Raw genomic sequence first — 25,963 nt, forward strand, 5'->3', positions numbered from 1 at the left:
CAGAGCTCGGGCTCGCCCGAGATCTGTTCCTGGCAAGCCCGCACGGGCGAGGGGACCCGCGCCCCGTCCTGAGACCCATGGGCGAGACCCGAGATCGCGTCGCCGCCCTGCAGAGGACGAGCGCGGCACGGATCCGATCGCCCCCGGGGTCAGTGCCGCGGCAGGGTGTGCAGCGCCGTCAGGAAGGCGTCGACCTCCGCGCGGGTGTTGTAGAAGGCCAGCGACGCCCGCACCGACTGGTCGACCCCGAACCGGCGGAGCGCCGGCAGAGCGCAGTGATGGCCCGAACGGACCGCGATGCCGCGGGCATCGAGGTGGTGGGCGACCGCCTCGTTCTCCTGGCCTTCGATCACGAAGGACATCACGCTCGCCTTCTCCCGAGCCGTGCCGATCAGGCGCAGGCCCTTCACGTCGGCAAGACCGGCCTGCGCATAGTCCAGCAGGTCGTGCTCGTAGGCGGCGATCGCCGGCAGGCCGATCCGCGCGAGGTAGTCGAGGGCCGCCCCGAGCCCCACCGCCCCGGCAATGTCGGGCGTGCCGGCCTCGAATTTTTCCGGCGCGCCCTTGTACACCGTCTTCGCGAAGGTGACGTCCTCGATCATGTGGCCGCCGCCCTGCCAGGGGGGCATCGCCGCGAGCAGGTGCGCCTTGCCGTAGAGCGCGCCGATGCCCGTCGGCCCGAACACCTTGTGGCCGGAGAAGACCAGGAAGTCGGCGTCCAGCGCCTGCACGTCGAGCGGCATGTGCGGCGCGGATTGCGCCGCATCGACCAGCACCGGCACCCCGTAGGCATGGGCGAGCTGGATGATCTCCCGCACCGGGTTCACGGTGCCGAGCGCGTTGGCCACCTGCGTCACCGAGACGATCTTGGTGCGGCCCGACAGCAAGGCCGCGTATTGCTCGAAGATGATCTCGCCCCGGTCGTTGACCGGGATCACCCGGAGCGTCGCCCCGGTCTGCTGGGCCAGCATCTGCCAGGGCACGATGTTGGCGTGGTGCTCGATGGTCGAGACGATGATCTCGTCGCCCGGGCCGATCTGCGCCCGGCCGTAGGAATGGGCGACGAGGTTGATCGCCTCCGTGGTGCCGCGCAGGAAGACGATGTCGTCCTTGGAGGGCGCGTTGAGGAAGCGGCGCACCGCCTCGCGCCCGCCCTCGAACAGGTCGGTGGCGCGCGCCGCCAGGGTGTGGGCGGCGCGGTGGATGTTGGAATTGTGCCGGGCGTAGAACGCGTTCGTCGCGTCGATCACGGCTTTCGGCTTGTGGGTCGTCGCGGCGTTGTCGAGCCACACCAGCGGATGGCCGTTGACGCTCTGGTGCAGGGCCGGGAAGTCCCGGCGGATAGACGCCACGTCGAAGGGCGCCGCGACCGGGCTCGACCCGTGCGAGAGCGCCCGCGGCGCGGGGCCCGGCGCGCGGCTCGGCTCGACGCGCGGCGTCGCGGGAGCCGTCCGGGCCGGGCGGGGGCCGAGGGTCAGGAAGTAATAGTCCGACAGGTTGTCGGCGGCCGGTTCGGGCGCCCGCGAGAGGCGGCCGGTCCTGCGAAAGCTCTCCTGCGCCTCGTCCACGCCCGCCTGCGACGGGTCGGCCGGGACGAGGTGCGGGGCGAGCGCATGCGCGAAGGCCTGGGCGCGGGGGTGATCCGCCGCGACCTGCCGGTGCAGTTCAGGCCCGCCCGGGAACGAGATGTCCGGGAGGGCCGGAAGCGGGCTCACCGGGTGGACCGGCGGGATCGTGGCGGTCCCGGCGAAGGCCGGGCCGGCGGGGGCGAGATTCGGCAGGCCCGGGCCGGTGAGGCCCGGGACGCCGGCCGGCGACGCGCCGAAGGCGCGGGCCCCGAGGGCGGACAGGTCGGGCTGGATCGCCGAGGGCACGCCCACGGCACCGCTCGGCAGCGGAGCGCCGCCGAACCCCTGAGGCACGCTGTCGAGCGCCTGCGGGACCTGCGGGCCCGCGGGGAGGGTGGGGGCGAAGGGCTGGCTCGCCGCCTGCCCCTGACCGTAGATCTCGCGGGCGAGGCGCCCGACGAGATCCGCGTGCGCGAGGTCGCCCGGGCTCGCTCCGGGCACCGCGAGGGCCGTCGCCTCAGGCGTAGTCATGGTAGTTGCCTAGGAGCACGTTATCGAGGCGGGCGATCGCGTCCTCAACCAGCACGGCGGCCGAGAAGTAGCGGGTCACGAGGTGCGAGGCGATCGAATGGTCGTTGGTGCCCATGTAGCGCACCGACAGGCCGGGCTCGATCTCGCCGGTCACCCCGGATTTCTGCAGGCCGACCACGCCCTGCTCGCCCTCGCCGACCCGCAGCAGCAGGATCGAGGTGGTCTGCGCGCCGGTCACCGGGTCGATGTCGATGGGCAGCTTGTCGCTCGGCACCAGCGGCACGCCGCGCCACGTGATGAACGGCGCGCCGAACAGGTGGACGACGACCGGCGGCACGCCCCGGCGGGTCGCCTCCCGGCCGAAGGCCGCGATGGCGCGGGGATGGGCCACGAAATAGGCGGGCTTCTTCCAGACCAGCGTCAGCAGCTCGTCGAGATCATCCGGGGTGGGCGGGCCGCCGCGGGTCGGGATGCGCTGGCGCGGACCGACCTCGTGGAGCAGGCCGAACTGCGAATTGTTCAGGAGTTCCCACTCCTCGCGCTCCTTCACGGCATCGACCGTGAGACGGATCTGCTCGCGGAGCTGGTCGATCTCGTTGGAGTAGAGGTCGGTCACCCGTGTATGGGTGTTGAGGATCGTCTGGATGGTCGAGAGGTGGTACTCGCGCGGATCGACCTCGTAATCCACGAAGGTCGTGGGCAGGCGCGGCTCGCCGGTATGGACAGCCAGCAGCTCGATGCCCTGCTCGCCGTAGGAGTTGGTGTGGCCCGTGAGGCGGTCGCGCTCCTCGCGGTACTGGGCGATCCTGGCGCGGATCTCCTCGCTCTCCACCGCGGCGGCGTCCAGCGTCAGGAGGGTCACCGCCGACAGGGCCTTCACGGCCGGGGCGGGCGCACGCTCGCCGGCCAAGCCGGCATCGCCGAAATAGTCGCCCTTCGTGGCCAGGCCCTGCCGCAGGCGGCCCTTGTAGGGGCCCGACAGGGTCAGCTCGACGGTGCCGTCGGCGACCACCGTGAGGCTGCGGCCGGAGGCGCCCTCCTCGTGGATCACATCGCCGGCCTTGTGCCGGCTCTCGGTGAACTGAGCCGCCAGGGCCGCGAGCTCCGCATCGCCCAGCCGGCTGAACAACGGCACGGCCCGCAGGGAGGCGGGGCGGATCACCCGGCGCTTGCCGTCTCCCTTGCCGTCTCCCTCTCCCTTGCCGTCTCCCTTCTCCTCGGCGGCGAGATCGATCCGGCCGGGGCGCGCCAGCACGACGGCGCGGCGGTTGACGCGGTAGACCCCGCCCGCCACGTCCACGAAGGGCAGGAGCCGGAGCAGCCAGCGCGGCGTGTTGGCCGCGTTCTGGACCGAGGTGACGGTCGCCGTCGCGAGATTGCGTGCCGCCGTGGCGCTCACGCTCAGACCCGGTCCGCTCATCGTTCGTCCTCACTCCATTCAGGGTTGCAGGCGCGCCGCATCCATCCGCAAGCAGCGGTTCGTCCCGCAGCGTATGCGGGGTCGGCGCGAGACGTCTTGATCATGACTTGATGATGATCACGGGCCGGTAGACCGCATGACCGCCAGTCGAATGATGTATTTTCCAGCGATCGGATAATCCTTGTCCGCCGCTTATCCGGCCTCAGTTCTTGTTCGGCCCGACAGGATCTGGATAAGGCCCGACTCGCCCAAGGGTCAACGGAATGATTTCCCTATTTTAGGCCGCTTCATAGGAATTGCACCTTTGGCATACCCGACACAAAGGACATAGCGATCGTGCGATCGCCGGATCGAAGAATTTAGTTTCATCCCATCGGGGCGCGCGGCGCAGGCCGGGCGACTTTGTTTCACGGGAAGGATTTTCCGGCGCGCCTCAGATGCCGTCCCCGTAACCGAAGGACTGGTCCATGCTGAGCGCCGGCTCCTCGCCGACGGGCAGGCGCGAGACGACCCGGGCCGGCACGCCCGCCACGGTCGTGTGGGGCGGCACGTCCTGCAGCACCACCGCGGCGGCCGCCACCTTGGCACCCGCGCCGACCCGGATATTGCCCAAAACCTTGGCCCCGACGCTCAGCAGCACCCCGCGCTCGATCTTGGGATGCCGGTCGCCGCTCTCCTTGCCGTTGCCGCCGAGCGTCACAGACTGGAGGATCGAGACGTCGTCGGCGATCACCGCCGTCTCGCCGATCACCACCCCGGTGGCGTGGTCGATGAACACCCCCGAGCCGATCCGGGCCGCCGGGTGGATGTCGCAGCCGAACACCTCCGAGATCCGGCTCTGGACGTGCAGCGCCAGGGTCGCCCGGCCCTGGTGCCAGAGCCAGTGGCCGACCCGGTAGGCCTCCAGCGCCGCCAGCCCCTTGTAGAACAGGAACGGATCGAGGAAGCGGCGGCAGGTCGGGTCGCGCTCGCGGATCGCCACGAGGTCGCGCACCGCGTGGGCGCCCGCCTGCGGATCCGCCTCGAAGGCCGAGAGACACAGGTCGCGCATCGACAGCCGGGCAAGGTCGCCGTCCCCGAGCCGGTGCGCGAGGCGGTAGGCGAAGGCCTGGGCCAGGGAGCGCTGGTCGAGGATCGTGGCCTGGATGATGCCGGCATAGAGCGGCTCCTCGATCAGGGCCGCCTCGGCCTCGGCGCGCAGGCCCGCCCAGACCTCGGCCTCAGCCGTGCCGCGGCTCGTGACGCGCAGCGGCGGCTGGACCACGGCCATCGTGGCCCCCGCGGGGGGCAGGGCGGCGTGATGCATCGGGCGCCGCCGGTCACCGCACCGGGCGGAACAGGTCGGGCAGATAACGTTTCAGGGTGTCGTGCCCCTGGAACTTCACGTCCACGGTGGCCGGGGCATTGCCCGGGGGGTGGATGCCCACCACACGGCCCCGGGCATGCCGCCAGATCCCCAGAATCTCCGCGAGGTCGATCCGCGCGAACACGACCTCGTCGCCCTGCATCATCCGCCCTGGGGTCATGGTGTCGGCTCTCCTTGAACGGCCGGTCGCGGCGGCCTGATTCGGCGGCCAACGGCGCCGGAACCGGGCCGGCGGCGTTGGCGGGAAGTCTTTTCCGGGCACCCCGGTCCGGCGGAGAAGGTTTCGACCGTGCGCGGGCGAAACGGGAGCATCATCTTCGCTAAGCCCTTGTTATATATTGATATTTACGCATCGCCCCTGCCTTGGCAAGCCCCGTGTGCCCGGCCTCGGGCTGGAACGGGCGTCCTCGATCGCGGCCACGATGCCGGCCTGCCCGGGCCGGACCTGAGCTTCTGCTCCAGGATGCGCCTTCGACGAACGACCTGCGCTGCAAGTCCTCGCCAATTTGGCAGCACATTCTCGGCCCCGGCCTCTAGATTGACGGCGTCGGCGCTCAGTCGACGCAGAGCCGAATGGAGGTTTGCCGTGATCGTGAGCAAGAAACGGATCGCCGGGACGACTGCGCCGTGTCTGCCGTGTTGCCGCATCCAGGACGAGGAGAGCGCACAACATCAGACACGAAAGGCGAACACCGATGCTGACCTATGACACGAGCCGGAGCACCCAGCCCGACCTGAGCGCCGAAGCGGCCGTTTCCCTCGGCCGAATCCTGACCCGGAGCGTCCGCTCCCATCCCTCCCATGAACGCGCCGCCCTCGCGAGCGCCCTCGACGACGGCCTGATGCCCGACGAGGTCGACCGGATCCTCGCCGGCCGCCGGGTGGCCGAGGCCTTCCCGATCCGCCGGGGCGAGAGCCCGGAAGCCTACGCGTCACGGGCCGTGTCCGAGATGTTCGTCGCCTACCTCCAGTAGGCGCGCCGTCCGGCCACGCCGGCCTCCCCGAACACGAACGATGGACACCTGTCATGTCGGTCTTCCCCCCCGGGTGGAGGCGCCGGACGGGGACGGCTGCCTGCGCCCTCGCCCTGGCGCTGGGAGCCGCCGGCCCGGCCGCCGCGCACCCGCCGAAGGGCCGCGGCGCGGCCTCCGCGGCGTCTGCCGCCGATGGGCCGGCCGTCCCGGCCCGGCTCACGGTCGGGCCGGGCGGCCGGGACCTGCGACTCGCCGGCGATCTCACCGAGGGTGTGGCCGCACGGGTCGCGGCCCTCCTCGCCGCGCACCCGCAGATCGCGCGCCTCCATCTCACCAGCGACGGCGGCCTGGTGGAGGAGGGGGCGGCGATCGGGGCGCTCGTGGCGGCGCGGGGGCTCGCCACCTACGTCCCCGACGCCTGCGCCTCGGCCTGCACGCTGATCTTCGTCCGCGGCCGGACGCGCTACCTCGCGACCGGCGGCCGGCTCGGCTTCCACGCCCCCTACGAGATCGGGGCGCAGGGTCGGATGCGCCCGGTGGATTCCGCGCCGGAACGGGCGGCCTACCGGGCCGCCGGCCTGCCGGCGGCCTTCGTGGCGCGGGCCCTGGCGGTGCCTCCGGCCGGGATCTGGATCCCGGCCGCGGCCGAGCTGCGCGCGGCCGGCATCGTCACCGAGGTCGTCGGGCCGGACCGTTTCCCCGATTCGACCCTGGACGCGGATCCGAGCGCGGCCGGGGCCCGGGCCGCGATCCTGCGAACCCTGCCGATCCTGCAGCAGGCCGACGCGGCGGGGCTCGACCCGATCGCCCGGTGGTACAGGGACGGCTACGCCGCCGGCCGACCCGAGGCGGAGGCCGCGGCAGGCCTGAGGCGGATGGCCGCCAGCTACCTGCAGCGGCGCTTCCGGGCGGCCGATGACGGGGTCGTCCGGGCCCTGGGACACCGGATCCTGGCGATGATGCGAAGTGCCGGATCGCAGAATACGGCCGCCTGCGGCATCCTCGCGGCCGGCGACCTCGTGGCGCTCGATGCGCGGCTGCGGGCCGAGCGGCCGGCGTCGCGCGGGCTCGCACCGCTCCTCGCCCGGACGCAGGCGGGGCGGCCGGACGATGCGGAGGCGGCAGCCCCGGACGCCGCCCGGTCGGCGGATTGCGCCGCCCGGATCGCCGGCACGCGGCGCGCCCTCGGCCTGCCGCCCCACGCGGCGGCCGCCGCGCTGCGGGCGCTGTTCCTCGCCGCGCCGCAGCAGATCCTGGCGAACGGCGCCGGGCCGTAGCGGCCCGCCCCCTCTCGACACGCCGCGCAGGCGCCTATCTTCGCATCCGCCGCCAAACCTCAGGCAGCCTGGTCGGAAACGGGAGTCGATGGATGCCGGATTATCGCCTGCGCGGGGCGGTTCGTGGCGCGGATGGGGAGATCGGCGCGCCGCGCCTCGACGAGATGCTCACGGCCGCGGACGCGAAGGAAGCGGTACGCCTCGCCAACAGACGCTCACTGACGATCGAGGACGATGCGGTGAATGCCCTGTGGCTGGTCGACGCGAGCGGGACCATGCTCTGGTCCCTGCGCCGGGCCGATCTGGAATCCTGACGCAGGCCCCACGGAAGGCCGGAGCCGTCAGGCCGGCGCGTGGCGGCGCGCCTCGGGCGGCGCCGCCGCCTCGGGGCGCTCGCCCCCCCCGAGATACAGGGACCGGACATCGTCCCGCGCCCGCAGGGACGCGGCACTGCCGGCCAGCGCGCTGCGTCCGTTCTCCAGCACGACGGCGTGGTGGGCGTGGCGCAGGGCGAGACGGACATTCTGCTCGGCCACCAGCAGGGTCAGGCCCTCGGCCCGGTTCAGGCCAGCGAGCACCCGGTAGATCTCCTCCACCACCCGGGGCGCGAGCCCCATGGACGGCTCGTCGAGGACGAGCAGCCGGGGCCGTCCCATCAGGGCCCGGCCGATCGCCGCCATCTGCTGCTCGCCGCCCGAAAGGAGGCCGGCGGCGACCTCCCGCTTCGCGGCGAGGCGCGGGAACAGGCCGTAGACCCGCTCCAGGTCGGCGCGCACGTCGCTGCGGCCCGAGCCGCGCCCGAGGCCGCCCGCGACGAGATTCTCCTGGACGCTCAGTCCCCGGAAGCAGTGACGGCCCTCCAGCACGCCCACGAGCCCGGCGCGGACGAGGGCGTCGGTCCGGGTCCGCGTCACGTCGCGTCCGTCATAGGCGAGGCGCCCGGCCGTGACCTGGCCGCGCAGGGCCGGCAGCAGGTTCGACACCGCCCGCAGCAGGGTCGTCTTGCCGGCGCCGTTGGCGCCGACCAGGGCGACGATCTCCCCCGCCCGGACCGCGAGGTCGACGCCGTGCAGGGCGTGCACCGCCCCGCCGTAGACGACCTCCAGGGCCTCGACCTGCAGGAGGGTCGGCGCGGCGCTCATCGGGCGCTCACCGGGCCGCCGCGGCGGCCTGCTTGCCGGCCGCGTCCGCGGCCTCCTCCGCCGCGCAGTCGCGCGGGGTGAGGCCGTGCTCCTTGGCGTAGGCGGTCGCGGAGGCCTCGATGATCGGGCGCAGGCTCGCCCAGTCGGGGGCGATCCAGTCGGACACCACAGTCCACTTCGCCCCGTCCCATTGCTGGAAGGTGACGCGGCCCTCGCCCTCGTGGTTGGCGCAGGTGACGTTGATCGAGTGGAACAGGCCCTTGGCGCCGAGCGCCGCCACCCGGGCCTCGTCGAGGCGCAGGTGCTCGAAGCCCCAGCGCACCTCGTCGCCGGTGAGCGTGCGCGCACCGAACTTGCCTTGCGCGATCCGCACCGCCTCGACGTTGAGGATGCCGTTCAGCACCCCGAGATTGTGGTAGACGCTGCCGATCCGCTTCCTGTCGGCGAGGTTGCCGTTGCCAGCCCCGTAGACCTTGCCGACGACCTCCTGGATCACCGGATAGGCGGTCCCCGAGGCCTGGGTGGTGATGGCGACGTAGCCCTTGGCGGCGTCGCCTGCCGGGATCACGTCCTCCTCCGAGTTCGACCAGACATTGCCGACGATGCGGTCGGCCGGGAAGCCGGTCTTCTGGGCGGTCTTGAGGGCCACCGGGTTCATCACGCCCCAGCCCCGCAGCACCACGAAATCGGGCCGCAGGCGCCGGATCGTCAGCCATTGCGACTGCTGCTCGTTGCCGGGATGGGGCACCTCGATCTGCGCGACCGTGAAGCCGTACCGCTCGGCGAGCTGCGCGTAGATCGGGATCGTCTCCTTGCCGTAGGGCGAGCCATGGTAGAGCACCGCGACGGTCTTGCCCTTGAGCTTGTCCAGGCCGCCCGCGCGGGTGCCGAGATACTGGATGATGCCGCTCGTCTCGCTGTAGGGGTTGAGCAGCAGCGGGAAGACGTAGGGAAAGACGCGCCCGTCGGTGGAATCGGTGCGGCCGTGGTTGATCGTGACCAGCGGCACCCTGTCGGCGGTGATGCGGTCGATCATCGCGTAGGCGATGCCCACCGAGAGCGGGTTCCAGGCGGCGATGCCGGGCCGGGACTTCAGCCGCTCGTAGACCTCGACCCCGCGCTCGACCTCGTACTGGGTCTCGCCCTCGCTCCAGGTGAGCTTGACGCCGTTCACGCCGCCGTCCCGGGCGTTGATCAGATTGAGATAGTCGATGAAGCCGCCGAAGAAGCCGGTCCCGCCGGCCGCGTAGGGGCCGACCCGGTAGCTCTGGAGCGGGAAATACTGCTCGTCGGCCCATCCGGCGCGCGGCGCGGCGGCGGCGAGCATCACGGTGCCGGCGAGGAGCGCGGCGCGGAGGCGGGTCGTCAGGGGCATGGTCGTCCTGGGGTTGGTCAGACGGGGAGGGGATCAGGCGGCGCGGCGGCCGAGGCGGCGGCCGGCCCGGTCGAGGAGGGCGGCGAGGCCCGCGGGCTCGCGGATCAGCACGGCCACGATCAGGGCGCCGAGGACGATGCGCTGGACCATCTCCAGGGTGCCGGAATCGAAGCCGTCGCCGAGGAGCGCCGCGCCGAGGCGGGCCAGCAGCAGGGGCAGCACCACGATGAAGCCCGCGCCCAGGAAGGCGCCGCGCAGGGTGCCCAGGCCGCCGATGATGACGATGAACAGGATCTGGAAGGAGCGGTCGAGGTTGAACCCCGCCGGCTCGACGGTGCGCAGATACGCGAAGGCCCACAGCGCCCCGGCGATCCCGATCACGAAGGACGAGGCCGCGAAGGCCAGGAGCTTGGTCCGGGCGACCTTCACGCCGACGAGGCGGGCGGCGGTCTCGTTGTCGCGGATCGCCACGAGGTTGCGGCCCGTGGGGGAGCTCACGAGCCTCCACGCGACGAGGGTCAGCAGCGTGACCACCGTGAGCGAGACCAGGTAGCGCCCGCGCGGATCGTCGAAGGACAGGCCGGCCACCACCAGTCGGGGAGCGGTGATGACGCCCGAGGGGCTGTCGTCGGAGATCCAGCCGATCCGGTTCAGCGCCCAGGCGACGAAGAACTGCACGGCGAGCGTCGAGACCGCGAGGTAGAAGCCCCGCAGGCGCAGGGCCGGCAGCCCCGCCGCCAGCCCGGCGAGCGCCGCCACGAAGCCGGCGAGCAGGAGTGACGCCGGGAGCGGCAGACCGGGCAGGCGCAGCGACAGGTTGAAGGCCGCGTAGGCCCCGACCGCCATGAAGGCGGCCGAGCCGAGGGAGAGCAGCCCGGCATAGCCGGTGAGCAGGTTGAGCCCGAGGCCGGCCAGCGCCAGGGCCAGGAACGGCGTCAGCAGCGCCTCGAACAGGTAGCTCGTGCCGGTGAGCGGCACGATCCCGTAGGCCAGGACCAGCAGGGCGCCGAGGCCGAGGGCTCCGGCGGGCAGGTGGGGGCGCGGCGCGGCGCGGGGGAGGGCGTCCATGGCGTCTTCAGACCCGCTCGACGGCGCGCAGGCCGAACAGGCCCGACGGCCGGACCAGCAGGAAGCCCAGCGCCGCCACGTAGGCGATCCAGCCCTCGATGCCGCCGCCGATGACGGGCCCGAGATAGACCTCCGACACCTTCTCCACCGCGCCGACGATCAGCCCGGCCACGATCGCCCCGGCGATGGAATCGAAGCCGCCGAGCACGAGCACCGGCAGGGCCTTCAGCACCACCAGCGACAGGGAGAACTGCACGCCGAGCCGCGCGCCCCAGAGCAGCCCCGCCACCAGCGCGACGATCCCGGCGGCGATCCAGACCGCCGACCAGATCCGGGGCAGGCGCAGGCCGGTGTTGAGGGCGGCCAGCGGATCGTCCGCCACCGCCCGGAAGGCGAGGCCGGTGCGGGTGTAGCGGAAGAAGGCGGAGAGGAGCGCCACCATCAGGCCGGCGGTCGCGGCGGCGAACAGGTCGAACCGGCTCACCAGCACGCCGCCGAGATCGATCGGCGTGTCGTCGATGCCGAGGTCGAGCCCGTGGACCTGGGTGCCCCAGGCGAGCTGGGCCGCGCCCTCGATCACGTAGGCGACGCCCAGCGTCGCCATGAACAGGGTGATCGGCGGCTGGTTGACCAGCGGCCGCAGCACCGTCCGCTCCACCGCGAGGCCGACCACCCCCATCGCGGCGAGGGTCGCGGCGAGCGCTGCGGGAAAGGGCAGGCCGCGCTCGGTCAGGCTCACGAAGGTGAGGGCGGCGAACAGCACCATCGCGCCCTGCGCGAAGTTCAGCACGCCCGAGGTCTTGTAGATCAGCACGAAGCCGATCGCCACGAGGGCGTACATCACGCCCGACAGGAGGCCGCCGACCACGACCTCGATCAGGAAGGCGAGATCCGGGCTCATGCGGCGGCCGCGCCCGTGTCGGCATCCCCGTCCGCATCCCCGTCCGCGAGTCCCAGATAGGCGGCGATGACCGCCGGGTCCGCCTGCACCTCCGCCGGCGTGCCGGTGGCGATGCGGCGGCCGTGGTCGAGCACGGTCACCCGGTCGGAGAGGCGCATGACGACGCCGATATCGTGCTCGATCAGGACGATCGCGGCCCCGGACGTCTCCCGCGCCGCCCGGATGAAGCCGGTCATCTCGGCCTTCTCGGTCGCCGTCATGCCGGCCATCGGCTCGTCGAGGAGCAGGAGTCGCGGCCGGGCCACCAGGGCCCGGCCGAGTTCGACCCGCTTCTGGAGCCCGTAGGGGAGGCTGCCCGCCGGACGGTCGGCCACGGCTCCGAGGCCGAGGCGGCCGATCACGGCCTCGGCGGCGTCGCGGTGCGCCCGCGCCTCCCGCCGGGCCGACGGCAGGCCCAGGATCTGGGCCCCGAGCCCGGCGCGCCGCGCCGCCGCGAGCCCCGCCAGGACGTTGTCGCGGACGCTCAGGCCCGTGAACAGGGCGAGGTTCTGGAAGGTCCGGGCCACGCCCAATGCGGCGAGCCGCCCGGCCGGCACCCGGGCGAAGGATTCCGCGCCGATCCGCACCCGCCCGGCCTGAGGCGCATAGAGGCCGGTGATCGCGTTGATCAGCGAGGATTTGCCGGCGCCGTTCGGCCCGATCACCGCATGGATCTCGCCGGCCCCGACCGCGAGGTCGATTTCCGCGAAGGCCACCGTGCCGCCGAAGGCGAGGGACAGCCCCTCGACCGACAGGACCCGTCCCGCCCGGTCCCGATGCGGGCTCCCGCCGGGAGCGGGGACGGCAGCCGGGCGGGGGGCGGGCCCCGGGAGGAGGGGCCGATTGCCGTCCCGTCCCGTTCGAACGAGGCGCAGCGCAGGCTGCATGATCCGGATTCCGTTCAGGACAGGCCGCCCGCTTCGGCGCGAACCGGCGGCACCCGTTGAGAGAAGACGAGACGCAAGACGATGATCCGTCCCGGGAGGACAGTTCGATGCTCCTGCTGTTCAAATCCTGCTGCTCAGCGCGGATGAAGTCAAAAGCACAGTCTTTCCAATTTCAGGACGACACGCGAACATTCTCCCGCCGGGGAGCGGCGGCACGAGATCGCCTCCATCGTCGCGCCGACGGGCCGCACGGGACGGTCAGATCTTGCCCTGCCGGCGCGGCGACAGAGCCCGGACATCGCTGAATCAGCCCGGCAGCAGAGGCGGAAAGACACCTTGTGGTAGCATAAACTAATCTATGTAAGTATTCATGCGCGGAAACAAAATGTAGGGTTGCACGCTCAGGCCGTTGCGGAGATGCAGCCATGCCAAGCCCGCTCGCGCACAAGCTCAATTGCTACGTCCGGCTCTCGGAAGACGACCGGATGTGCTTGGCCGACGCCATGGGCCCGAGCCGCATGGTCGCCCCGCGCACCGACATCATCCACGAGGGCGACGATCCCCGCGCCATCAACGTGATCCTCGACGGCTGGGCCTGCCGGTACCGGCAGTTCGCCAACGGGCGCCGCCAGATCGTCTCGCTCCTGCTTCCGGGGGATCCGTGCGATCCGCATGTGTTCCTCCTCGACGAGATGGATCACACGATCGGGGCGATCACGCCCGTGCTCCTCGGCCAGATCTCCGGCACCGCGATGCGGGATCTGACCGCCCGCAGCCCGCGGCTCGACCTGGCCTTCCATCGCGAGAGCCTGGCCACCGCGGCGATCCAGCGCGAGTGGACCGTCAGCCTCGGCAGCCGGACCGGCATCGAGCGCCTCGCCCACCTGTTCTGCGAGCTGCATGCGCGGCTGACGGCGATCGGGCTGGCGGACGGCAATACCTGCGCGATGCCGATGACGCAGAACGATCTCGGCGACGCCATGGGCCAGACCAGCGTGCACATCAATCGGACGCTTCAGGAGCTGCGCGGCCTGGGGTTGATCACCCTGCGCAGCCGGCGCCTGACCATCCACGACCCGGCGGCACTCGCCCGGCTCGCGCATTTCGACGCCGCCTATCTGCACCGCACGGAGGTCGACCGCATCGTCGCATGCTGAACCCTGCCGGCCCCGTGGCGATTGAGGCAGGTTGAACGACATCCGGAGTGGCCCGGCATGACAGACCCTCGCGACCCGGCGGAGCGACTCTCGGCTCTGGAGGCCGACAACGCACGCCTGCGCCGGCTGCTCGACGAAGCCGGCCTTCCGGACAGCCTGCGCCACGGGATGCGCAACACGATGGCGATGCTGCGCACGGTCATGCACCGGTCCGCCGAGAGCGCCGCGGATGTCGAGAGCTACGTGGCGCATCTCGACGGACGGTTCGGCGCGATCATGCGCGTGCAGGCCGCGACGGACGCGTTCGGCGATGCCGACCTGCACACCCTGATCTCCGACGAGTTGATGTTCCACCTCGCGCGGGAAGGGGAGCAGGCGACCCTCGCCGGCCCGCGGGTCCGCCTCCGCCCCAAGACCGCCCAGGTTCTTGCGCTGGCCCTGCACGAACTGACCAGCAACGCGGTGGAACACGGATCCCTGGCGCTCCCGCAGGGCCGGATCCGCGCCACGTGGCGGGTGAACCTGGAGGTCGAGCCGCCTGTCCTCAGCCTCGCCTGGGCCGAGACCGGCGGCAGCGGGATCACGGCCCCGTGCCGGCGCGGCTTCGGCACGGACGTGCTGACGGAGATGCTGGCCTACGAGCTCGGCGCGGCGGTCGATCTGCACTTTGCGCCGGATGGGCTGCGCTGCGCGATCCGCGTGCCGCTCACCGCCCGGATCGGGCGCCACGTCGCCGAGGATCCCGAGACGGCGTGGGACGGCGACAGCCGGTGAGATCCGGGCCCGGGAGGACGATGCGGGCCCCCACCGGCCCCGGCGGCGCTCACGGTCCCGATGCCGCCCGCACCTGCCCGGTCATCTGGGGGAGCGCGCCGAGCGCCTCCGGGGTCTGGGTCGATCCGGGCAGCAGGAGGTAATCCGGCGTGAAGCCGGAAAAGTCCTGCAGTCGCTTCAGGTTCGGCACGCGCACGCTCTTGCGTCCGCTCTCGATCAGTCCGGCCCTGCGCAGATCCGAGAGGACCCGCGAGAGGTGGACGTTCGAGAGCCCCGCCGTGTCGGCCAGTTCCGACTGCGCCAGCGGCAGGCGGTAGTCGGGCTCCAGGCCGAGGCCGACGGCATTCAGGCGGGCGAAGAGTTCGCAGATGATATGGGCGACCTGCCGGTCGGCGGACCGGCGCCCCACCCCGACCAGCCATTCCTGGAGCACGGCTTCGTCGACCAGAACCGACCACCACAGGGCGCGGTAGATGTTGGGCCGGCGGGCGGCGAGCTCCTTGATCGTCCGGTAGGGCACGGAGGCGACGGTGCAGGGCGTCAGCGTCGCCACGGAGTGGATCGCCCGGTTGAGGAGGGAGGCGTGCAGGTCGCAGCCGTCGCCGGGCACCAGATAGGCGAGGATCGATCGCCCCCCGTCGGGCACGAGCTTGTAGCGGCAGGCAAATCCCTGAAGGATCACGTAGGCGGCGTCGGGCCGCTCGCCTTCCGAGACCAAGTCGCGCCCCGCCTCGACCTGCGCGGTCGCGCTGGTCGCAGCGTCCAGCGCGGCCATGTCGGCCTCATCCAGGTCTGCGCGCAGCGCCAGCTTGCGAAGGAAGGGGTTCAAGGGATGTTCCGGAAGGACCGCGCCGCGTCACGAGCCGCGCCAGCGTAAACGCGCGACCGCCTATTCCTACTCCCTCGGGTCATCACATCACCGTCTCGTCCGGCCCCGGATGCCGACGGCCTCGATCCGCCGGACCATTGAACGGCCGGGCATACCGCTGCCCGGATGCGGCGTTCAGCAGAACCGGGCAAGAGCCGGACCGTTTGGGATCCACAGCCTGCGCCGGGACGAGCCACGCGACGGAAAGGCCGTGCAGACCCGCCCGTCAGGCCCAGGCTCGGCCGGATCGCGCGGGTGAGCCCGGCGCATCAGGAAAGCTGAAGCGTGCGCAGGACGGTGCCGGCCCCGTCGTGGATCTCCATGCGCCAGCCCTCCCCGGCGTCCGGCAGCTCGCCGGCGCGCCGGAACTCCTCGATCAGCACCAGCGCCTCCGCTTCCGCTTGCGCGATCGACGCGGCCAGGACGCCCACCTCGTCCTCGATCGTCTCGCCGTCGCTGCTCAGGCGAAAATAGTAGCGCTCTGCCATATCATCCTTCTGCACAGGCCCGGACCCGATTTCGACCCGCCCGCGGGCTGCCGCCCGTCGGGCGACGCGTCCGCGCGCCGCGGGTTGAGGTAAGTGGCATCGATCCGCGCCCGATCAACGTGTCGGCGAAAACCCGATGGCAGATGCCCACCGGTTGATCCCGCCGCCGCCCGAAGCAGCATGAAGCTGCCGGTCTCGCGGGCGAAACGCCGCCCATCTGTGCGCCGCTCCGGCCGGGCCGCCGCGCGATGAGGCATGCCTAAATATGTGGCATACGATTTGCGAAGCCCCGAACCGTCGCAAGGAAGACGACGCAGGGGACCGCCATGAAGGCATTTGGAACTTGGGCTTCGGCCGCCGCGCTGGCCGCCGGGCTCGCGATGGGCGCCCTGGGGGCAGGCCCCGCGCGGGCTCAGGAGACCATCAAGGTCGGCATCCTGCACTCGCTGTCGGGCACGATGGCGATCTCGGAGACCACCCTCAAGGACGCGATGCTGATGCTCATCGCCGAGCAGAACGCCAAGGGCGGCGTGCTCGGCAAGAAGCTGGAGCCGGTGGTGGTCGACCCGGCCTCGAACTGGCCGCTCTTCGCCGAGAAGGCCCGCGAGTTGATCAGCAAGGACAAGGTCGCGGCCGTGTTCGGCTGCTGGACCAGCGTGTCGCGCAAGTCGGTGCTGCCGGTGTTCAAGGAACTCGACAACATCCTGTTCTACCCCGTCCAGTACGAGGGCGAGGAGAGCGAGCGGAACGTGTTCTACACCGGCGCCGCCCCGAACCAGCAGGCGATCCCGGCCGTCGACTACCTGATGTCGGAGGATGGCGGCGGCGCCAAGCGCTGGGTGCTGGAGGGGACCGACTACGTCTATCCCCGCACCACCAACAAGATCCTCGAAGCCTACCTCAAGTCCAAGGGCGTCAAGGACGAGGACATCCTGATCAACTACACGCCGTTCGGCTTCTCGGACTGGCAGACCGAGGTGTCGAAGATCAAGGCCTTCGGCTCGGCCGGCAAGAAGACCGCCGTGGTCTCGACCATCAACGGCGACGCCAACGTGCCGTTCTACAAGGAGCTCGGCAACCAGGGCATCAAGGCGACCGACATCCCGGTCGTCGCCTTCTCGGTGGGCGAGGAGGAGCTCGCCGGCATCGACGCCAAGCCGCTGGTCGGCCACCTCGCCGCCTGGAACTACTTCGAGTCGATCAAGACGCCGGAGAACGAGGCCTTCATCAAGAAGTGGCAGGCGTTCAAGAAGAACCCCAAGGCCGTCACCAACGACCCGATGGAGGCCCACTATATCGGCTTCAACATGTGGGTGAAGGCGGTCGAGAAGGCCGGCACCACGGACCCCGACAAGGTGATCGACGCCCTGCCGGGCATCGAGCAGAAGAACCTCACCGGCGGCACCGCCACGATGCTGCCGAACCACCACATCACCAAGCCGGTCTTCATCGGCGAGATCGAGGCGAACGGCCAGTTCGACGTGGTCTGGAAGACCGACAGGCTGATCCCCGGCGAGGCGTGGTCGAAGCAGCTCGAGGGCTCGAAGGACCTCGAGGCCGACTGGGTCAAGCTCAAGTGCGGTAACTACAACACCAAGACCAAGACCTGCGGCGGCGCCTGAGGGGCCCTCCCGCTGAACGGAGGTGCCGGACCTCCAGTTCGGTCCGGCACCTTCGGATCGCGGTGAGGCGCGGGTCCCCTCACCCGTGCGGGAGAGGGACAGGGTGAGGGATCGGGTCCTTCCGGACAGCGCGCACCCCTCACCCCAACCCTCTCCCGTGCGGGAGAGGGGGCCTGTCGCGCCTCGCATCGACCGATCCGTGCAGACCGCGGCCGCCCGTTGGCGAACTCAGGTGCCGCACGCGTCCCCGTCCCGCTTCCCAGGCGCAACGAAAGTCTCGATGCTCCGTCTCCTCACCCTCCTCGTCCTGCTGCTGGCCGCCCCCGCGCTGGCCCAGGCGCCCGATCCCTACGGCCAGCTCGCCGGGGACGGCTACGCCGAGATCGAGGCGGGCGTCTCCGGCCTCGCCGCCAGCGGCGACCCGCGCGCGGACGCGATCCTGTCGGCCCTGTCGGACGGACGGCTGCTGGTGCGCCCCGCCGACAGGACCCTGCTGATCCGGCAGGGCGGCACTCTGGTCGACGCCCGGACCGGCGCCGCCGCCGCCGACAGTCCCGACCTCAAACCCGTGCGCGCCAACAACCGGGTCCGCCGGGCGATCGAGGCCGCCCGCGGGCAGCTCGACCTCGCGAGCCCCGATCCGGGAAAGCGGCGCATCGCCGCCGACGCGGTGTTCAAGGCAAGGGACGCGGCGGCCCTGCCGGCCCTCGACGCCGCCCTGGCGCGCGAGACCAGCGCGCCCGTCCGGCAGGCGCTGACCGAGGCCCGCGCCGCCGTGCTGCTCGCCAGGCCCGGCACCGCGGAGACCGACCGGATTGGCGCAATTCCCGCCATCCAGGCCCGGGGCGATGGCGACGCGATGGGCATCCTGCGCGGTCTGGCGGCGGATCCGAGCGAGGCGGTGCGCAATGCCGCCGCCCGGGGCATCGCGGCGATCGAGACGCGGCTCGCGATCCTCGGGGCCCTCCAGAACGTCTGGTACGGGATCTCGCTGGGCTCGGTCCTGCTGCTCGCCGCCATCGGACTCGCCATCACCTTCGGGGTGATGGGCGTGATCAACATGGCCCACGGCGAGATGGTGATGCTCGGCGCCTACACGACCTATGGCGTGCAGGAGCTGATCCGCACCCAGGCGCCGTCCCTGTTCGGCTGGTCGCTGGCGATCAGCATCCCCTGCGCGTTCCTGGTCGCCGGCCTCGTCGGCGTGCTGATCGAGCGGTTCATCATCCGCTTCCTCTACGGGCGCCCGCTGGAGACGCTGCTCGCCACCTTCGGGGTCAGCCTCGCGCTGCAGCAGGGCGTGCGCTCAATCTTCGGTCCGACCAACCGCGAGGTCGGCGCCCCCGCCTTCATGAGCGGCGCCTTCGATTTCTACGGCCTGTCGATCACCTGGGGCCGGATGTGGATCATCGCGTTCGCGCTGGCCGTGTTCCTGGGCCTGCTGTTCGTGCTCAGAAAAACGTCGTTCGGCCTGAAGACCCGGGCGGTCACCCAGAACCGGCGCATGGCCGCCGCCATGGGCATCCGCACCCCCTACGTCGATGCCCTGACCTTCGGGCTCGGCTCCGGCATCGCCGGCATCGCCGGGGTGGCGCTGTCGCAGATCGACAACGTCTCGCCCAATCTCGGCCAGGGCTACATCATCGACTCGTTCCTCGTGGTCGTGTTCGGCGGCGTCGGCAACCTCTGGGGGACGCTGGTGGCGGCGCTGACACTCGGCGTCGTCAACAAGCTCGCCGAGCCGTATGTCGGCGCGGTGCTCGCCAAGATCGGCCTCCTGGTCTTCATCATCCTGTTCATCCAGAAGCGCCCGCGCGGCCTGTTCGCGCTCAAGGGCCGGGCGGTGGAATCGTGAGCCCCATGCCGTCCCGCCCCCCTCTCATCGACCTGAAGGGCTGGATCTTCCTCGCCGTCCTGGCCGCCTTCTGCGGCGCCGTGCCGGTGCTGAACCTCGCGGTGCCGGAGGGCTCCGGCCTGCACCTGCCGACCTACCTCGTCTCGCTGTTCGGCAAGTACCTCGCCTACGCGCTGCTCGCGGTGAGCCTCGACCTCGTCTGGGGCTATTGCGGCATCCTCTCGCTCGGCCACGGGGCGTTCTTCGCGCTGGGCGGCTACGCGATGGGCATGTACCTGATGCGCCAGATCGGCTCCCGGGGCGTCTACGGCAACCCGGTCTTGCCCGACTTCATGGTGTTCCTGAACTACAAGGCCCTGCCCTGGTACTGGCTGGGCTTCGACCACTTCGCCTTCGCGGCCCTGATGGTGCTGCTGGTGCCGGGGCTGCTCGCCTTCGTGTTCGGCTGGCTCGCCTTCCGGTCGCGGGTCACGGGCGTCTACCTGTCGATCATCACACAGGCGCTGACCTACGCGCTGATGCTCGCCTTCTTCCGCAACGACATGGGCCTCGGCGGCAACAACGGCCTCACGGACTTCAAGGATCTTCTGGGATTTTCCGTCCAGTCCCAAAACTTCCGCGTCGGCATCTTCGTGGCGACCGGCGTGGCCTTGGCTTCGGGCTACCTGATCGCCCGGGTCATGACGGTCTCGGCGTATGGAAAGATCCTGATCGCCGTGCGCGATGCCGAGAGCCGCACGCGCTTCCTCGGCTACCGGCCGGAGCACTTCAAGACGCTGGCCTTCACGGTCTCGGCCATGATGGCCGGCGTCGCCGGCGCCCTCTACGTGCCGCAGGTCGGCATCATCAACCCGGGGGAGTTCGCCCCCACCAACTCCATCGAGACGGTGATCTGGGTGGCGGTGGGCGGGCGCGGCACGCTGGTCGGCGCGGCTCTGGGCGCCGTGCTGGTCAACTACGCCAAGACCGTGCTCACCGGCGCGATGCCCGACGCGTGGCTGTTCGCGCTCGGCGGCCTGTTCGTGGTCGTGACGCTGTTCCTGCCGCGCGGCCTCGTCGGCACCGCGATCGAGCGTCTCGGCTCCCGGCGCGCCGCCGCCACGCTGCCGCCGGAGCCCGACATCGCCCCGAAACTCGCCGAAGAAGGGCAGGGCTCGTGAGCACCGACCTCGTTGAGCGCCCGGACGCCCGGGGCCCCGCCAACCGGAAGCGGGAGACGGACGCGCTCCTCTACCTCGACGACCTGCGGGTCACCTTCGACGGCTACAAGGCCCTGCGCGGCCTGTCGCTGACCCTGGCCCGGGGCGAGTTGCGGGCGATCATCGGGCCGAACGGCGCCGGCAAGACCACCATGATGGACTGCATCACCGGCAAGACCCGGCCGGACAGCGGCATCGCGCTGTTCGACGGCACCCACGACCTGCTCAGGAGCGACGAGCCGGCGATCGCCGACCTCGGCATCGGCCGCAAGTTCCAGAAACCGACCGTGTTCGAGAGCCACACGGTCGCCGACAACATCCTCCTCGCCCTCAAAGGCCCCCGCGCGGCCTTCGCCTCCCTGTTCGGCTGGCGCAACCGGGTGGAGGCCGCGCGGATCGACGCCCTCTTGGAGACCGTCGGCCTGCTGGCCCACCGGGGCCGCCCGGCCGCCGATCTCAGCCACGGCCAGAAGCAGTGGCTGGAGATCGGCATGCTCCTCGCCCAGGCCCCCAAGCTCCTGCTGGTCGACGAGCCTGTGGCCGGCATGACCGACGCTGAGACCGCCGAGACCGCCCGGCTGCTCCGGCGGATCGCGGGCGAGCACGCCGTCCTCGTGGTGGAGCACGACATGCACTTCGTCCGCGACCTCGGCTGCCGGGTCACCTGCCTGCACGAGGGCGCGGTGCTGGCCGAGGGCTCGATCGACGCGGTCTCGGCCGACCCGCGGGTGGTCGAAGTCTATCTGGGACGATGACCATGCTCAGTGTCGAAGGCATCGATCTCTATTACGGCGCCGCCCAGGCGCTCCGCGGCGTCTCCCTGACGGCCGAGGCCGGGCAGGTGACGACGGTGCTCGGCCGCAACGGCGTGGGCAAGACTTCGCTCATGCGGGCGATCGTCGGCCAGCAGCCGGTGCGCTCCGGCGCGATCCGGCTCGACGGCCGTCCCATTCAGAACCTCGCCCCCTACGACCGGGCGCGGGCCGGGATCGCCTTCGTGCCCCAGGGCCGCGAGATCTTCCCGCTGCTCACCGTCAAGGAGAACCTGGAGACCGGCTTCGCGCCGCTGAAGCGCCGCGACCGCCACATCCCGGGGGAGATCTACGACCTGTTCCCGGTGCTCAAGGACATGCTGCACCGGCGCGGCGGCGATCTCTCGGGGGGCCAGCAGCAGCAGCTCGCCATCGCCCGGGCGCTGGTGACCCGGCCGAAGCTCCTCGTGCTCGACGAGCCCACGGAGGGCATCCAGCCCTCGATCATCAAGGATATCGGCCGGGCGATCACCTATCTCCGGTCCAAGGGCGAGATGGCGATCGTGCTGGTCGAGCAGTATTTCGCGTGGGCGCGCGACCTCTGCGATTCCTACGCGGTGATGGATCGCGGGCAGGTGGTGCTCGCCGGCCCCCGGGCCGGGATGGTCGAGGCCGACGTGCTCCGGTGGATGTCGGTGTAGGGCGCGCCGGTCGCCACGCCCCTGCCGGTGCTGCGCCGGAGGCACTTGGGAATCCGGACCTCCGATCCGATTATTTGGACGGATGTTCAGCAATCAGACGATGGGCATCCGAAATTCCGGTCACGAAATCTGTGTTCACCGCCTCGTTCGGCCAAGGTTAAACCACAATTTGGGTTCGCCATGGGGGTCAACCACGGGGGCGCCCATGACGATCCTGGATCCGATCACCGGCGAGCTGGTCACCATCTCCCTACCAAGGCCGCGTCCGCAGACCGGTCCGCGCTGACAGGCGGTGGGGCCTCATGACGAACGCGACCGATCGAAGAACCGGACGCCGCGGCGGTCGTAGCGGCCGCCCCCAGATCCGGACGATGCCGCCGGGCCTGCTGCTGGCCGGCGGCACGGGGGCGAACGCCGCGCTGACGGCCATCGACCTCATCGCCCAGGCCCGCGCGGCCCGCCGAGAGGCCGAATCGCGCGACGGTGCGGACCGCGCGGAGCAGGGCTGACGGCGGCGACCGATTCGGTCACGCCATCGCCCGCCTGTGAGAATCGGGCTCCGCGCGACGCGGGCGTCCCGCCGGCTGCCGGGTCGGCACGGTCCGGCTTGAAAGCACCCGCGCAGGAGCGTCAGAAGGCGCCAGCCTCGCAACCGCTGACGGGTGACTCATGAAGATCGGTGTCCTGATCCTGGCTGGAGCCTGCGGCGTGATCGTCGGGATCGTCATCGGATACGTGGCGGGCACGCGCGTCAGCCAGGCCTTCGCACGGCTGCCGGTGACCGACCGCTCCCCCGCCGCCCAGGCGCTCCGGATCGTCTCGCAGATCGCCACCGAGCACGGCCTCACCCGGGACGCGCTGCTGAAGGCGATGATCGACCCTCAGGCCGGCGGGGAGGGGACGGAGCGTCTCGGCAAGGGTACCGGCAAGGACCGGCGCGATCTGGCCCGGTAAGGGGAAATCCGCGACCGCATGCGCGCCGGCCTCACGCGACCGGCACCGGCCGCGGGCGCAGCCTGATGCTGGCGGCGATGAGGACGGAGCGCAGCTCGGCCGGCCGAACCGGCTTCGAGAGGATCGGGATGTCCGGTGCGCCCAGATCCTCGCGCACGCGCGCCTCGTCATGGCCGCTCATCACCACCGCCGGCAGCGCACGGCCCGCCAGGCCGCGGACCGCCGCGATGCACTCCGTTCCCGTCACGCCGCTCCCGAGTTCGAAGTCGGTGATGAGGAGGTCGATCTCGGGCAGCGCAGCGGGGATCCCGGCCTCGGCCTGAACGCGGCATCCCCATTTACGCAACAGGCTGGCCGTCGCCCGCAGGACGGCGCCGTCATCCTCCACCAGCAGCACGCGCAGCCCGCCGATCGTCGCCGGCGGGTCGAGGGCGTCGCGCGGGGCCGCGGGTACCGGAGCCTCGGCGAGGGGGAGGTCGCCGATGGTCACGCAGGTTCCGCGCCCCGGCACCGAGCGCAGCGTCACCGCCAGGTCCAGCAGCGCGCCGAGCCGCCGGACGATCGGCAGGCCCAGGCCCACGCCCTCGACGTCCCGGTCGCCGCGGCGGCGGATCTGGTAGAATTCGTCGAAGACCCTGTCCTGATGCTCGGCCGGGATTCCCGGGCCGCGATCGTAGACCTGGATGGCGAGCCGACCGCCCCGCCGCCGGCACGCGATCAGGATCGGCCGGCCGGGCGCGTACTTGATCGCGTTGTTGACGACGTTCTGCAGCATCGTCGTGAGCAGCGCCCGGTCGGTGTCCACGACGCTGGCGCAGGCACGGCGGCGCAGGACCGTCCCGGCAAGCTGGGCGGCCTCCGAATTCTGGCGCCACACGTCGTCGAGGATGTCGTTGATCGGGACAGGCTCGGGGCGGGGCACCACCCGGCCGCTGTCGAGGGTCGAGATATCCAGAAGCGACTTGAACAGGCGCGAGACGCTCTGCAGCGACCGGTCGATGTTCTCGACCATCTGCAGTTCCTCCCGACCCAGCGCGGCGTCCCGCAGGCAGGCGGTGAACAGGCTGATGGCATGGATCGGCTGGCGCAGATCGTGGCTCGCCTGAGCCAGGAAGCGCGACTTGGACAGGTTCGCCTCCTGCTCACGCTCATAGGCGCGGCGCAGACGCTCCAGGAGGCTGTAGATGTAGGTCGGCACGAGGACGGTGATGGCCGCCAGCGTCAGGACGAGAAACGGATTGCCGCGCCAGTACGCGTTGAAATACGTCGTGACCGCGAGCGAGACCAGGGCCGCGGCCGTGGACGCCTTCAGGGAGGTGCACCCGTAGCGCAGGCCGTTGCCGACGATCAGCCGGATGACGATCGCGTAGAGCGGCAGGAACGGCGCGCCGCCCACGGCCATCGCGTAGGTCATTCCGCCGAGATCGAGGGCGAAGGTGACGACGCGGCGCGGCGTGTTGCTGCCGGGATGCCGGGCGATCCAGCCGTACAGCGCGACGGCGAAGACCCAATGGCCGGTCACGAGATAGGCGACGAACCGGGCTTCCGGCGGGGCGATGCCACCGTAGATCTGGGGCAGGAGATACAGGCAGGCGCAGCCGATGACGACGGCTCGGATGAGGGCCTGCGCCTTCTCGTTGTCGTACGCCTCGTCCCGCTGGCGGCGCGGCTGGAACATCGGCGATCAGGCCGGGCCGGAAGCGAACGGCACGGCCCCGACGCCGTCCCGGGACTTCACGGGGGCTGCGCCTCCGGCATACGGCCCGCCCCCCCTCCTGCCGGCCCCGGTATCCTGCTGTCGCGTCATCGTGCGAACTGCCCAGCCGTATCACCGCCCGGACCCGGGCAACGGCCGCAACCGTCGCCGACCGAGGACAGATCTCTCAAGCCTACCTGAGGGTGAGCAGCACTACCAGGGGTAAAAAGAAGGGGCGATCGGGCGACGCGGACGGCATTTCCGGGCGCCGGGCGGCTATACAATCCTCGACAATCCTCGAAAGTCCTCGGCACAGCCCAGTCCGATCATCGCAACAACATCGATTTGGAAAATATTCAGTGTGATCTTGTTTACGACACTGCAAAAATAGTCTCGCTCCACGGCCGAGTGCTCCCGGCGACCGGCACCCCGTGGCGTGGCGGGTGGCCCTCCGGGAGGCCGGCCGGGTGGCCGGCCTCAGCGGTAGGTGCCGGTGGCCGGGTCGAATCGATAGAGGCGGGCATCCCGGTCCGTGGCCGGACGCAGGCTGCCGTCCGCGCCCAGCACGGTGCCGCTGAGGGTGACCCGGACCGGGGGCCACGCGGCGGGATCGCGGGGATCCTCCGGCCGGATCTCCAGCCGGCCCTCGCTCGTGCCCATCCGGCAGGGCTCCTCCTCGACGCAGGCGGCCGAGCCGTCCGAGCCGGCCGAAACCTCACCCGCCAGCACCCAACGCGTCGGCGCCCCGTAGAACTGCAGGAGGAGGAAGGAGAAGTCGCGGGCCCCGGCCGCACCGGAAGCCGCAAGGCGCAGGCCCATCAGGAGGCGCCCCCGGCTCAGCGGCTTGAACACCGCGCCTCGCTGCTCGTCCACCGCCGGGGCGCTGCCGTTGCGGTTTCCGGCCCCGATCCGCCCGGACAGGGTCTGCACCCCCGCGAGACGCCAGCGCATGTCCTTGAGGGCGTAGGTGGCGGCCGCGACGCTCCGCCGGTTGGGCGCGGCGGCATCCTCACCCGGCGCCGGCATCGTGACGAACCCGGTGAACCAGCTCCCGGTCTCGGTGGAGAACATCGCGGCGGTCCAGAACTCCGCCGTGCGGCCGTCCTTCATCCGGCAGGTCTCGGCTTCCTTGTCGGCGGGCCGCCCGCAGATCGCCGCCAGCACCGTGGCATGCGGCAGCATGGCGAGGTCGGGATCGGCCGCAGCGGGCCGGGCGGCCAGTCCGGACAGCCCCGCCAGGCCCAGACCCGCCAGACGCCGCATGCGGGCCGGACGCCCGACCCCGTGTCCCGATCGCCTCATGCCCCGGCCCTTGCCACGGGGTCCGCGACGGCGACATTCGGACAGGT

25 protein-coding genes are annotated in these 25,963 nt (G+C 71.2%); 12 read left to right on the forward strand and 13 right to left on the reverse strand.

Annotated features, from left to right (window positions below; all coding sequences use genetic code 11):
• Positions 1-149 precede the first annotated feature (149 nt).
• From P9K36_RS08440 to P9K36_RS08455, 4 genes are all read right to left on the reverse strand, one after another.
• Complete coding sequence (locus tag P9K36_RS08440; protein WP_278306901.1) at positions 150-2,099, reverse strand: family 2A encapsulin nanocompartment cargo protein cysteine desulfurase; 1,950 nt, start codon at positions 2,097-2,099, stop codon at positions 150-152.
• The gene (locus P9K36_RS08445) at positions 2,086-3,519 is read right to left on the reverse strand and encodes a family 2B encapsulin nanocompartment shell protein (protein ID WP_043389294.1); all 1,434 of its coding nucleotides are present in this window, start codon (positions 3,517-3,519) and stop codon (positions 2,086-2,088) included. Before P9K36_RS08445 ends, P9K36_RS08440 begins: the two co-directional genes overlap by 14 nt.
• Positions 3,520-3,952: 433 nt before the next feature.
• On the reverse strand, positions 3,953-4,825 hold the full coding sequence (cysE, locus tag P9K36_RS08450) for a serine O-acetyltransferase (protein WP_043354143.1): 873 nt from the start codon (positions 4,823-4,825) through the stop codon (positions 3,953-3,955).
• 13 nt (positions 4,826-4,838) lie between these two features.
• Positions 4,839-5,045 carry a hypothetical protein gene (locus P9K36_RS08455; protein ID WP_043354144.1) on the reverse strand — a complete coding sequence of 69 codons (207 nt, stop codon included), beginning with the start codon at positions 5,043-5,045 and terminating at the stop codon, positions 4,839-4,841.
• A gap of 535 nt (positions 5,046-5,580) precedes the next feature.
• Here P9K36_RS08455 and P9K36_RS08460 point away from each other — a divergent pair.
• From P9K36_RS08460 to P9K36_RS08470, 3 genes are all read left to right on the forward strand, one after another.
• Positions 5,581-5,859: a hypothetical protein gene (locus P9K36_RS08460; protein WP_043389298.1), complete on the forward strand. Its 279-nt coding sequence runs from the start codon at positions 5,581-5,583 to the stop codon at positions 5,857-5,859.
• Positions 5,860-5,912: 53 nt separating this feature from the next.
• On the forward strand, positions 5,913-7,136 hold the full coding sequence (locus tag P9K36_RS08465) for a hypothetical protein (protein ID WP_278306902.1): 1,224 nt from the start codon (positions 5,913-5,915) through the stop codon (positions 7,134-7,136).
• Positions 7,137-7,228: 92 nt separating this feature from the next.
• The gene (locus P9K36_RS08470) at positions 7,229-7,450 is read left to right on the forward strand and encodes a hypothetical protein (protein WP_278306903.1); all 222 of its coding nucleotides are present in this window, start codon (positions 7,229-7,231) and stop codon (positions 7,448-7,450) included.
• 27 nt (positions 7,451-7,477) lie between these two features.
• Here P9K36_RS08470 and P9K36_RS08475 read toward each other — a convergent pair whose 3' ends face one another.
• The 5 genes from P9K36_RS08475 to P9K36_RS08495 are packed head-to-tail and all read right to left on the reverse strand — an operon-like array spanning position 7,478 to position 12,548.
• Positions 7,478-8,278, reverse strand: a complete 801-nt coding sequence (locus P9K36_RS08475) for an ABC transporter ATP-binding protein (RefSeq protein ID WP_278306904.1) — start codon at positions 8,276-8,278, stop codon at positions 7,478-7,480.
• 7 nt (positions 8,279-8,285) lie between these two features.
• On the reverse strand, positions 8,286-9,653 hold the full coding sequence (locus P9K36_RS08480; protein ID WP_278306905.1) for an ABC transporter substrate-binding protein: 1,368 nt from the start codon (positions 9,651-9,653) through the stop codon (positions 8,286-8,288).
• Between the two features lie 33 nt (positions 9,654-9,686).
• Positions 9,687-10,721 (reverse strand): branched-chain amino acid ABC transporter permease, encoded by a 1,035-nt coding sequence (locus tag P9K36_RS08485; protein ID WP_278306906.1) that lies wholly within the window; start codon positions 10,719-10,721, stop codon positions 9,687-9,689.
• A 7-nt stretch (positions 10,722-10,728) separates the two neighbouring features.
• Positions 10,729-11,622, reverse strand: coding sequence for a branched-chain amino acid ABC transporter permease (locus P9K36_RS08490; RefSeq protein WP_043389310.1), 894 nt, complete (start codon positions 11,620-11,622; stop codon positions 10,729-10,731).
• Positions 11,619-12,548 (reverse strand): ABC transporter ATP-binding protein, encoded by a 930-nt coding sequence (locus P9K36_RS08495; RefSeq protein ID WP_043756571.1) that lies wholly within the window; start codon positions 12,546-12,548, stop codon positions 11,619-11,621. The genes P9K36_RS08490 and P9K36_RS08495 overlap by 4 nt, the downstream gene beginning before the upstream one ends.
• 425 nt (positions 12,549-12,973) lie before the next feature.
• On the opposite strand from P9K36_RS08495, the gene P9K36_RS08500 reads away from it, so the two are divergent.
• Entirely contained in the window at positions 12,974-13,705 is a 732-nt protein-coding gene (locus P9K36_RS08500) for a Crp/Fnr family transcriptional regulator (protein ID WP_053609776.1), read from the forward strand.
• A 57-nt stretch (positions 13,706-13,762) separates the two neighbouring features.
• Positions 13,763-14,479 carry an HWE histidine kinase domain-containing protein gene (locus P9K36_RS08505; protein ID WP_043355062.1) on the forward strand — a complete coding sequence of 239 codons (717 nt, stop codon included), beginning with the start codon at positions 13,763-13,765 and terminating at the stop codon, positions 14,477-14,479.
• 49 nt (positions 14,480-14,528) lie between these two features.
• Here P9K36_RS08505 and P9K36_RS08510 read toward each other — a convergent pair whose 3' ends face one another.
• Positions 14,529-15,308: a Crp/Fnr family transcriptional regulator gene (locus tag P9K36_RS08510; protein ID WP_043756572.1), complete on the reverse strand. Its 780-nt coding sequence runs from the start codon at positions 15,306-15,308 to the stop codon at positions 14,529-14,531.
• A 308-nt stretch (positions 15,309-15,616) separates the two neighbouring features.
• Positions 15,617-15,835, reverse strand: a complete 219-nt coding sequence (locus tag P9K36_RS08515; RefSeq protein ID WP_043756573.1) for a hypothetical protein — start codon at positions 15,833-15,835, stop codon at positions 15,617-15,619.
• Positions 15,836-16,161: 326 nt separating this feature from the next.
• Here P9K36_RS08515 and urtA point away from each other — a divergent pair, with 326 nt between their 5' ends.
• The 7 genes from urtA (at position 16,162) to P9K36_RS08550 (ending at position 22,918) form a co-directional block, all read left to right on the forward strand.
• A complete protein-coding gene (gene urtA, locus P9K36_RS08520) occupies positions 16,162-17,457 on the forward strand; it encodes an urea ABC transporter substrate-binding protein (protein ID WP_043756574.1) in 1,296 nt (431 codons plus the stop codon).
• A gap of 280 nt (positions 17,458-17,737) precedes the next feature.
• On the forward strand, positions 17,738-19,312 hold the full coding sequence (gene urtB / locus P9K36_RS08525; protein ID WP_043756576.1) for an urea ABC transporter permease subunit UrtB: 1,575 nt from the start codon (positions 17,738-17,740) through the stop codon (positions 19,310-19,312).
• A gap of 5 nt (positions 19,313-19,317) precedes the next feature.
• Positions 19,318-20,472, forward strand: a complete 1,155-nt coding sequence (gene urtC / locus P9K36_RS08530) for an urea ABC transporter permease subunit UrtC (RefSeq protein WP_043756577.1) — start codon at positions 19,318-19,320, stop codon at positions 20,470-20,472.
• Positions 20,469-21,266 (forward strand): urea ABC transporter ATP-binding protein UrtD, encoded by a 798-nt coding sequence (urtD, locus tag P9K36_RS08535; protein WP_043389328.1) that lies wholly within the window; start codon positions 20,469-20,471, stop codon positions 21,264-21,266. The genes urtC and urtD overlap by 4 nt, the downstream gene beginning before the upstream one ends.
• A 2-nt stretch (positions 21,267-21,268) precedes the next feature.
• Positions 21,269-21,964 (forward strand): urea ABC transporter ATP-binding subunit UrtE, encoded by a 696-nt coding sequence (urtE, locus tag P9K36_RS08540; RefSeq protein ID WP_043756581.1) that lies wholly within the window; start codon positions 21,269-21,271, stop codon positions 21,962-21,964.
• A 302-nt stretch (positions 21,965-22,266) separates the two neighbouring features.
• Positions 22,267-22,473 (forward strand): hypothetical protein, encoded by a 207-nt coding sequence (locus P9K36_RS08545; RefSeq protein ID WP_043347550.1) that lies wholly within the window; start codon positions 22,267-22,269, stop codon positions 22,471-22,473.
• A 160-nt stretch (positions 22,474-22,633) separates the two neighbouring features.
• Positions 22,634-22,918, forward strand: coding sequence for a hypothetical protein (locus tag P9K36_RS08550; protein WP_043756588.1), 285 nt, complete (start codon positions 22,634-22,636; stop codon positions 22,916-22,918).
• Positions 22,919-22,949: 31 nt separating this feature from the next.
• On the opposite strand, the gene P9K36_RS08555 is transcribed toward P9K36_RS08550, so the two are convergent.
• Complete coding sequence (locus tag P9K36_RS08555) at positions 22,950-24,596, reverse strand: hybrid sensor histidine kinase/response regulator (RefSeq protein ID WP_111474044.1); 1,647 nt, start codon at positions 24,594-24,596, stop codon at positions 22,950-22,952.
• A gap of 495 nt (positions 24,597-25,091) precedes the next feature.
• The gene (locus P9K36_RS08560) at positions 25,092-25,916 is read right to left on the reverse strand and encodes a hypothetical protein (protein WP_111474043.1); all 825 of its coding nucleotides are present in this window, start codon (positions 25,914-25,916) and stop codon (positions 25,092-25,094) included.
• Positions 25,917-25,963 lie beyond the last annotated feature (47 nt).

It is taken from the genome of Methylobacterium sp. 391_Methyba4, assembly GCF_029691625.1.
GTDB lineage: Bacteria > Pseudomonadota > Alphaproteobacteria > Rhizobiales > Beijerinckiaceae > Methylobacterium > Methylobacterium fujisawaense.

Coding starts and splice junctions, on each gene's coding strand:
- P9K36_RS08515 (WP_043756573.1), bottom strand. CDS start 15,835: ATGGCAGAGCGCTACTATTTTCGCCTGAGCAGCGACGGCGAGACGATC.
- P9K36_RS08495 (WP_043756571.1), bottom strand. CDS start 12,548: ATGCAGCCTGCGCTGCGCCTCGTTCGAACGGGACGGGACGGCAATCGG.
- P9K36_RS08460 (WP_043389298.1), top strand. CDS start 5,581: ATGCTGACCTATGACACGAGCCGGAGCACCCAGCCCGACCTGAGCGCC.
- P9K36_RS08440 (WP_278306901.1), bottom strand. CDS start 2,099: ATGACTACGCCTGAGGCGACGGCCCTCGCGGTGCCCGGAGCGAGCCCG.
- urtB (WP_043756576.1), top strand. CDS start 17,738: ATGCTCCGTCTCCTCACCCTCCTCGTCCTGCTGCTGGCCGCCCCCGCG.
- P9K36_RS08550 (WP_043756588.1), top strand. CDS start 22,634: ATGAAGATCGGTGTCCTGATCCTGGCTGGAGCCTGCGGCGTGATCGTC.
- urtE (WP_043756581.1), top strand. CDS start 21,269: ATGCTCAGTGTCGAAGGCATCGATCTCTATTACGGCGCCGCCCAGGCG.
- P9K36_RS08505 (WP_043355062.1), top strand. CDS start 13,763: ATGACAGACCCTCGCGACCCGGCGGAGCGACTCTCGGCTCTGGAGGCC.
- P9K36_RS08490 (WP_043389310.1), bottom strand. CDS start 11,622: ATGAGCCCGGATCTCGCCTTCCTGATCGAGGTCGTGGTCGGCGGCCTC.
- P9K36_RS08500 (WP_053609776.1), top strand. CDS start 12,974: ATGCCAAGCCCGCTCGCGCACAAGCTCAATTGCTACGTCCGGCTCTCG.
- P9K36_RS08485 (WP_278306906.1), bottom strand. CDS start 10,721: ATGGACGCCCTCCCCCGCGCCGCGCCGCGCCCCCACCTGCCCGCCGGA.
- P9K36_RS08555 (WP_111474044.1), bottom strand. CDS start 24,596: ATGTTCCAGCCGCGCCGCCAGCGGGACGAGGCGTACGACAACGAGAAG.
- P9K36_RS08545 (WP_043347550.1), top strand. CDS start 22,267: ATGACGAACGCGACCGATCGAAGAACCGGACGCCGCGGCGGTCGTAGC.
- P9K36_RS08455 (WP_043354144.1), bottom strand. CDS start 5,045: ATGACCCCAGGGCGGATGATGCAGGGCGACGAGGTCGTGTTCGCGCGG.
- P9K36_RS08465 (WP_278306902.1), top strand. CDS start 5,913: ATGTCGGTCTTCCCCCCCGGGTGGAGGCGCCGGACGGGGACGGCTGCC.
- P9K36_RS08445 (WP_043389294.1), bottom strand. CDS start 3,519: ATGAGCGGACCGGGTCTGAGCGTGAGCGCCACGGCGGCACGCAATCTC.
- urtA (WP_043756574.1), top strand. CDS start 16,162: ATGAAGGCATTTGGAACTTGGGCTTCGGCCGCCGCGCTGGCCGCCGGG.
- P9K36_RS08475 (WP_278306904.1), bottom strand. CDS start 8,278: ATGAGCGCCGCGCCGACCCTCCTGCAGGTCGAGGCCCTGGAGGTCGTC.
- urtC (WP_043756577.1), top strand. CDS start 19,318: ATGCCGTCCCGCCCCCCTCTCATCGACCTGAAGGGCTGGATCTTCCTC.
- P9K36_RS08480 (WP_278306905.1), bottom strand. CDS start 9,653: ATGCCCCTGACGACCCGCCTCCGCGCCGCGCTCCTCGCCGGCACCGTG.
- cysE (WP_043354143.1), bottom strand. CDS start 4,825: ATGCATCACGCCGCCCTGCCCCCCGCGGGGGCCACGATGGCCGTGGTC.
- P9K36_RS08470 (WP_278306903.1), top strand. CDS start 7,229: ATGCCGGATTATCGCCTGCGCGGGGCGGTTCGTGGCGCGGATGGGGAG.
- P9K36_RS08560 (WP_111474043.1), bottom strand. CDS start 25,916: ATGAGGCGATCGGGACACGGGGTCGGGCGTCCGGCCCGCATGCGGCGT.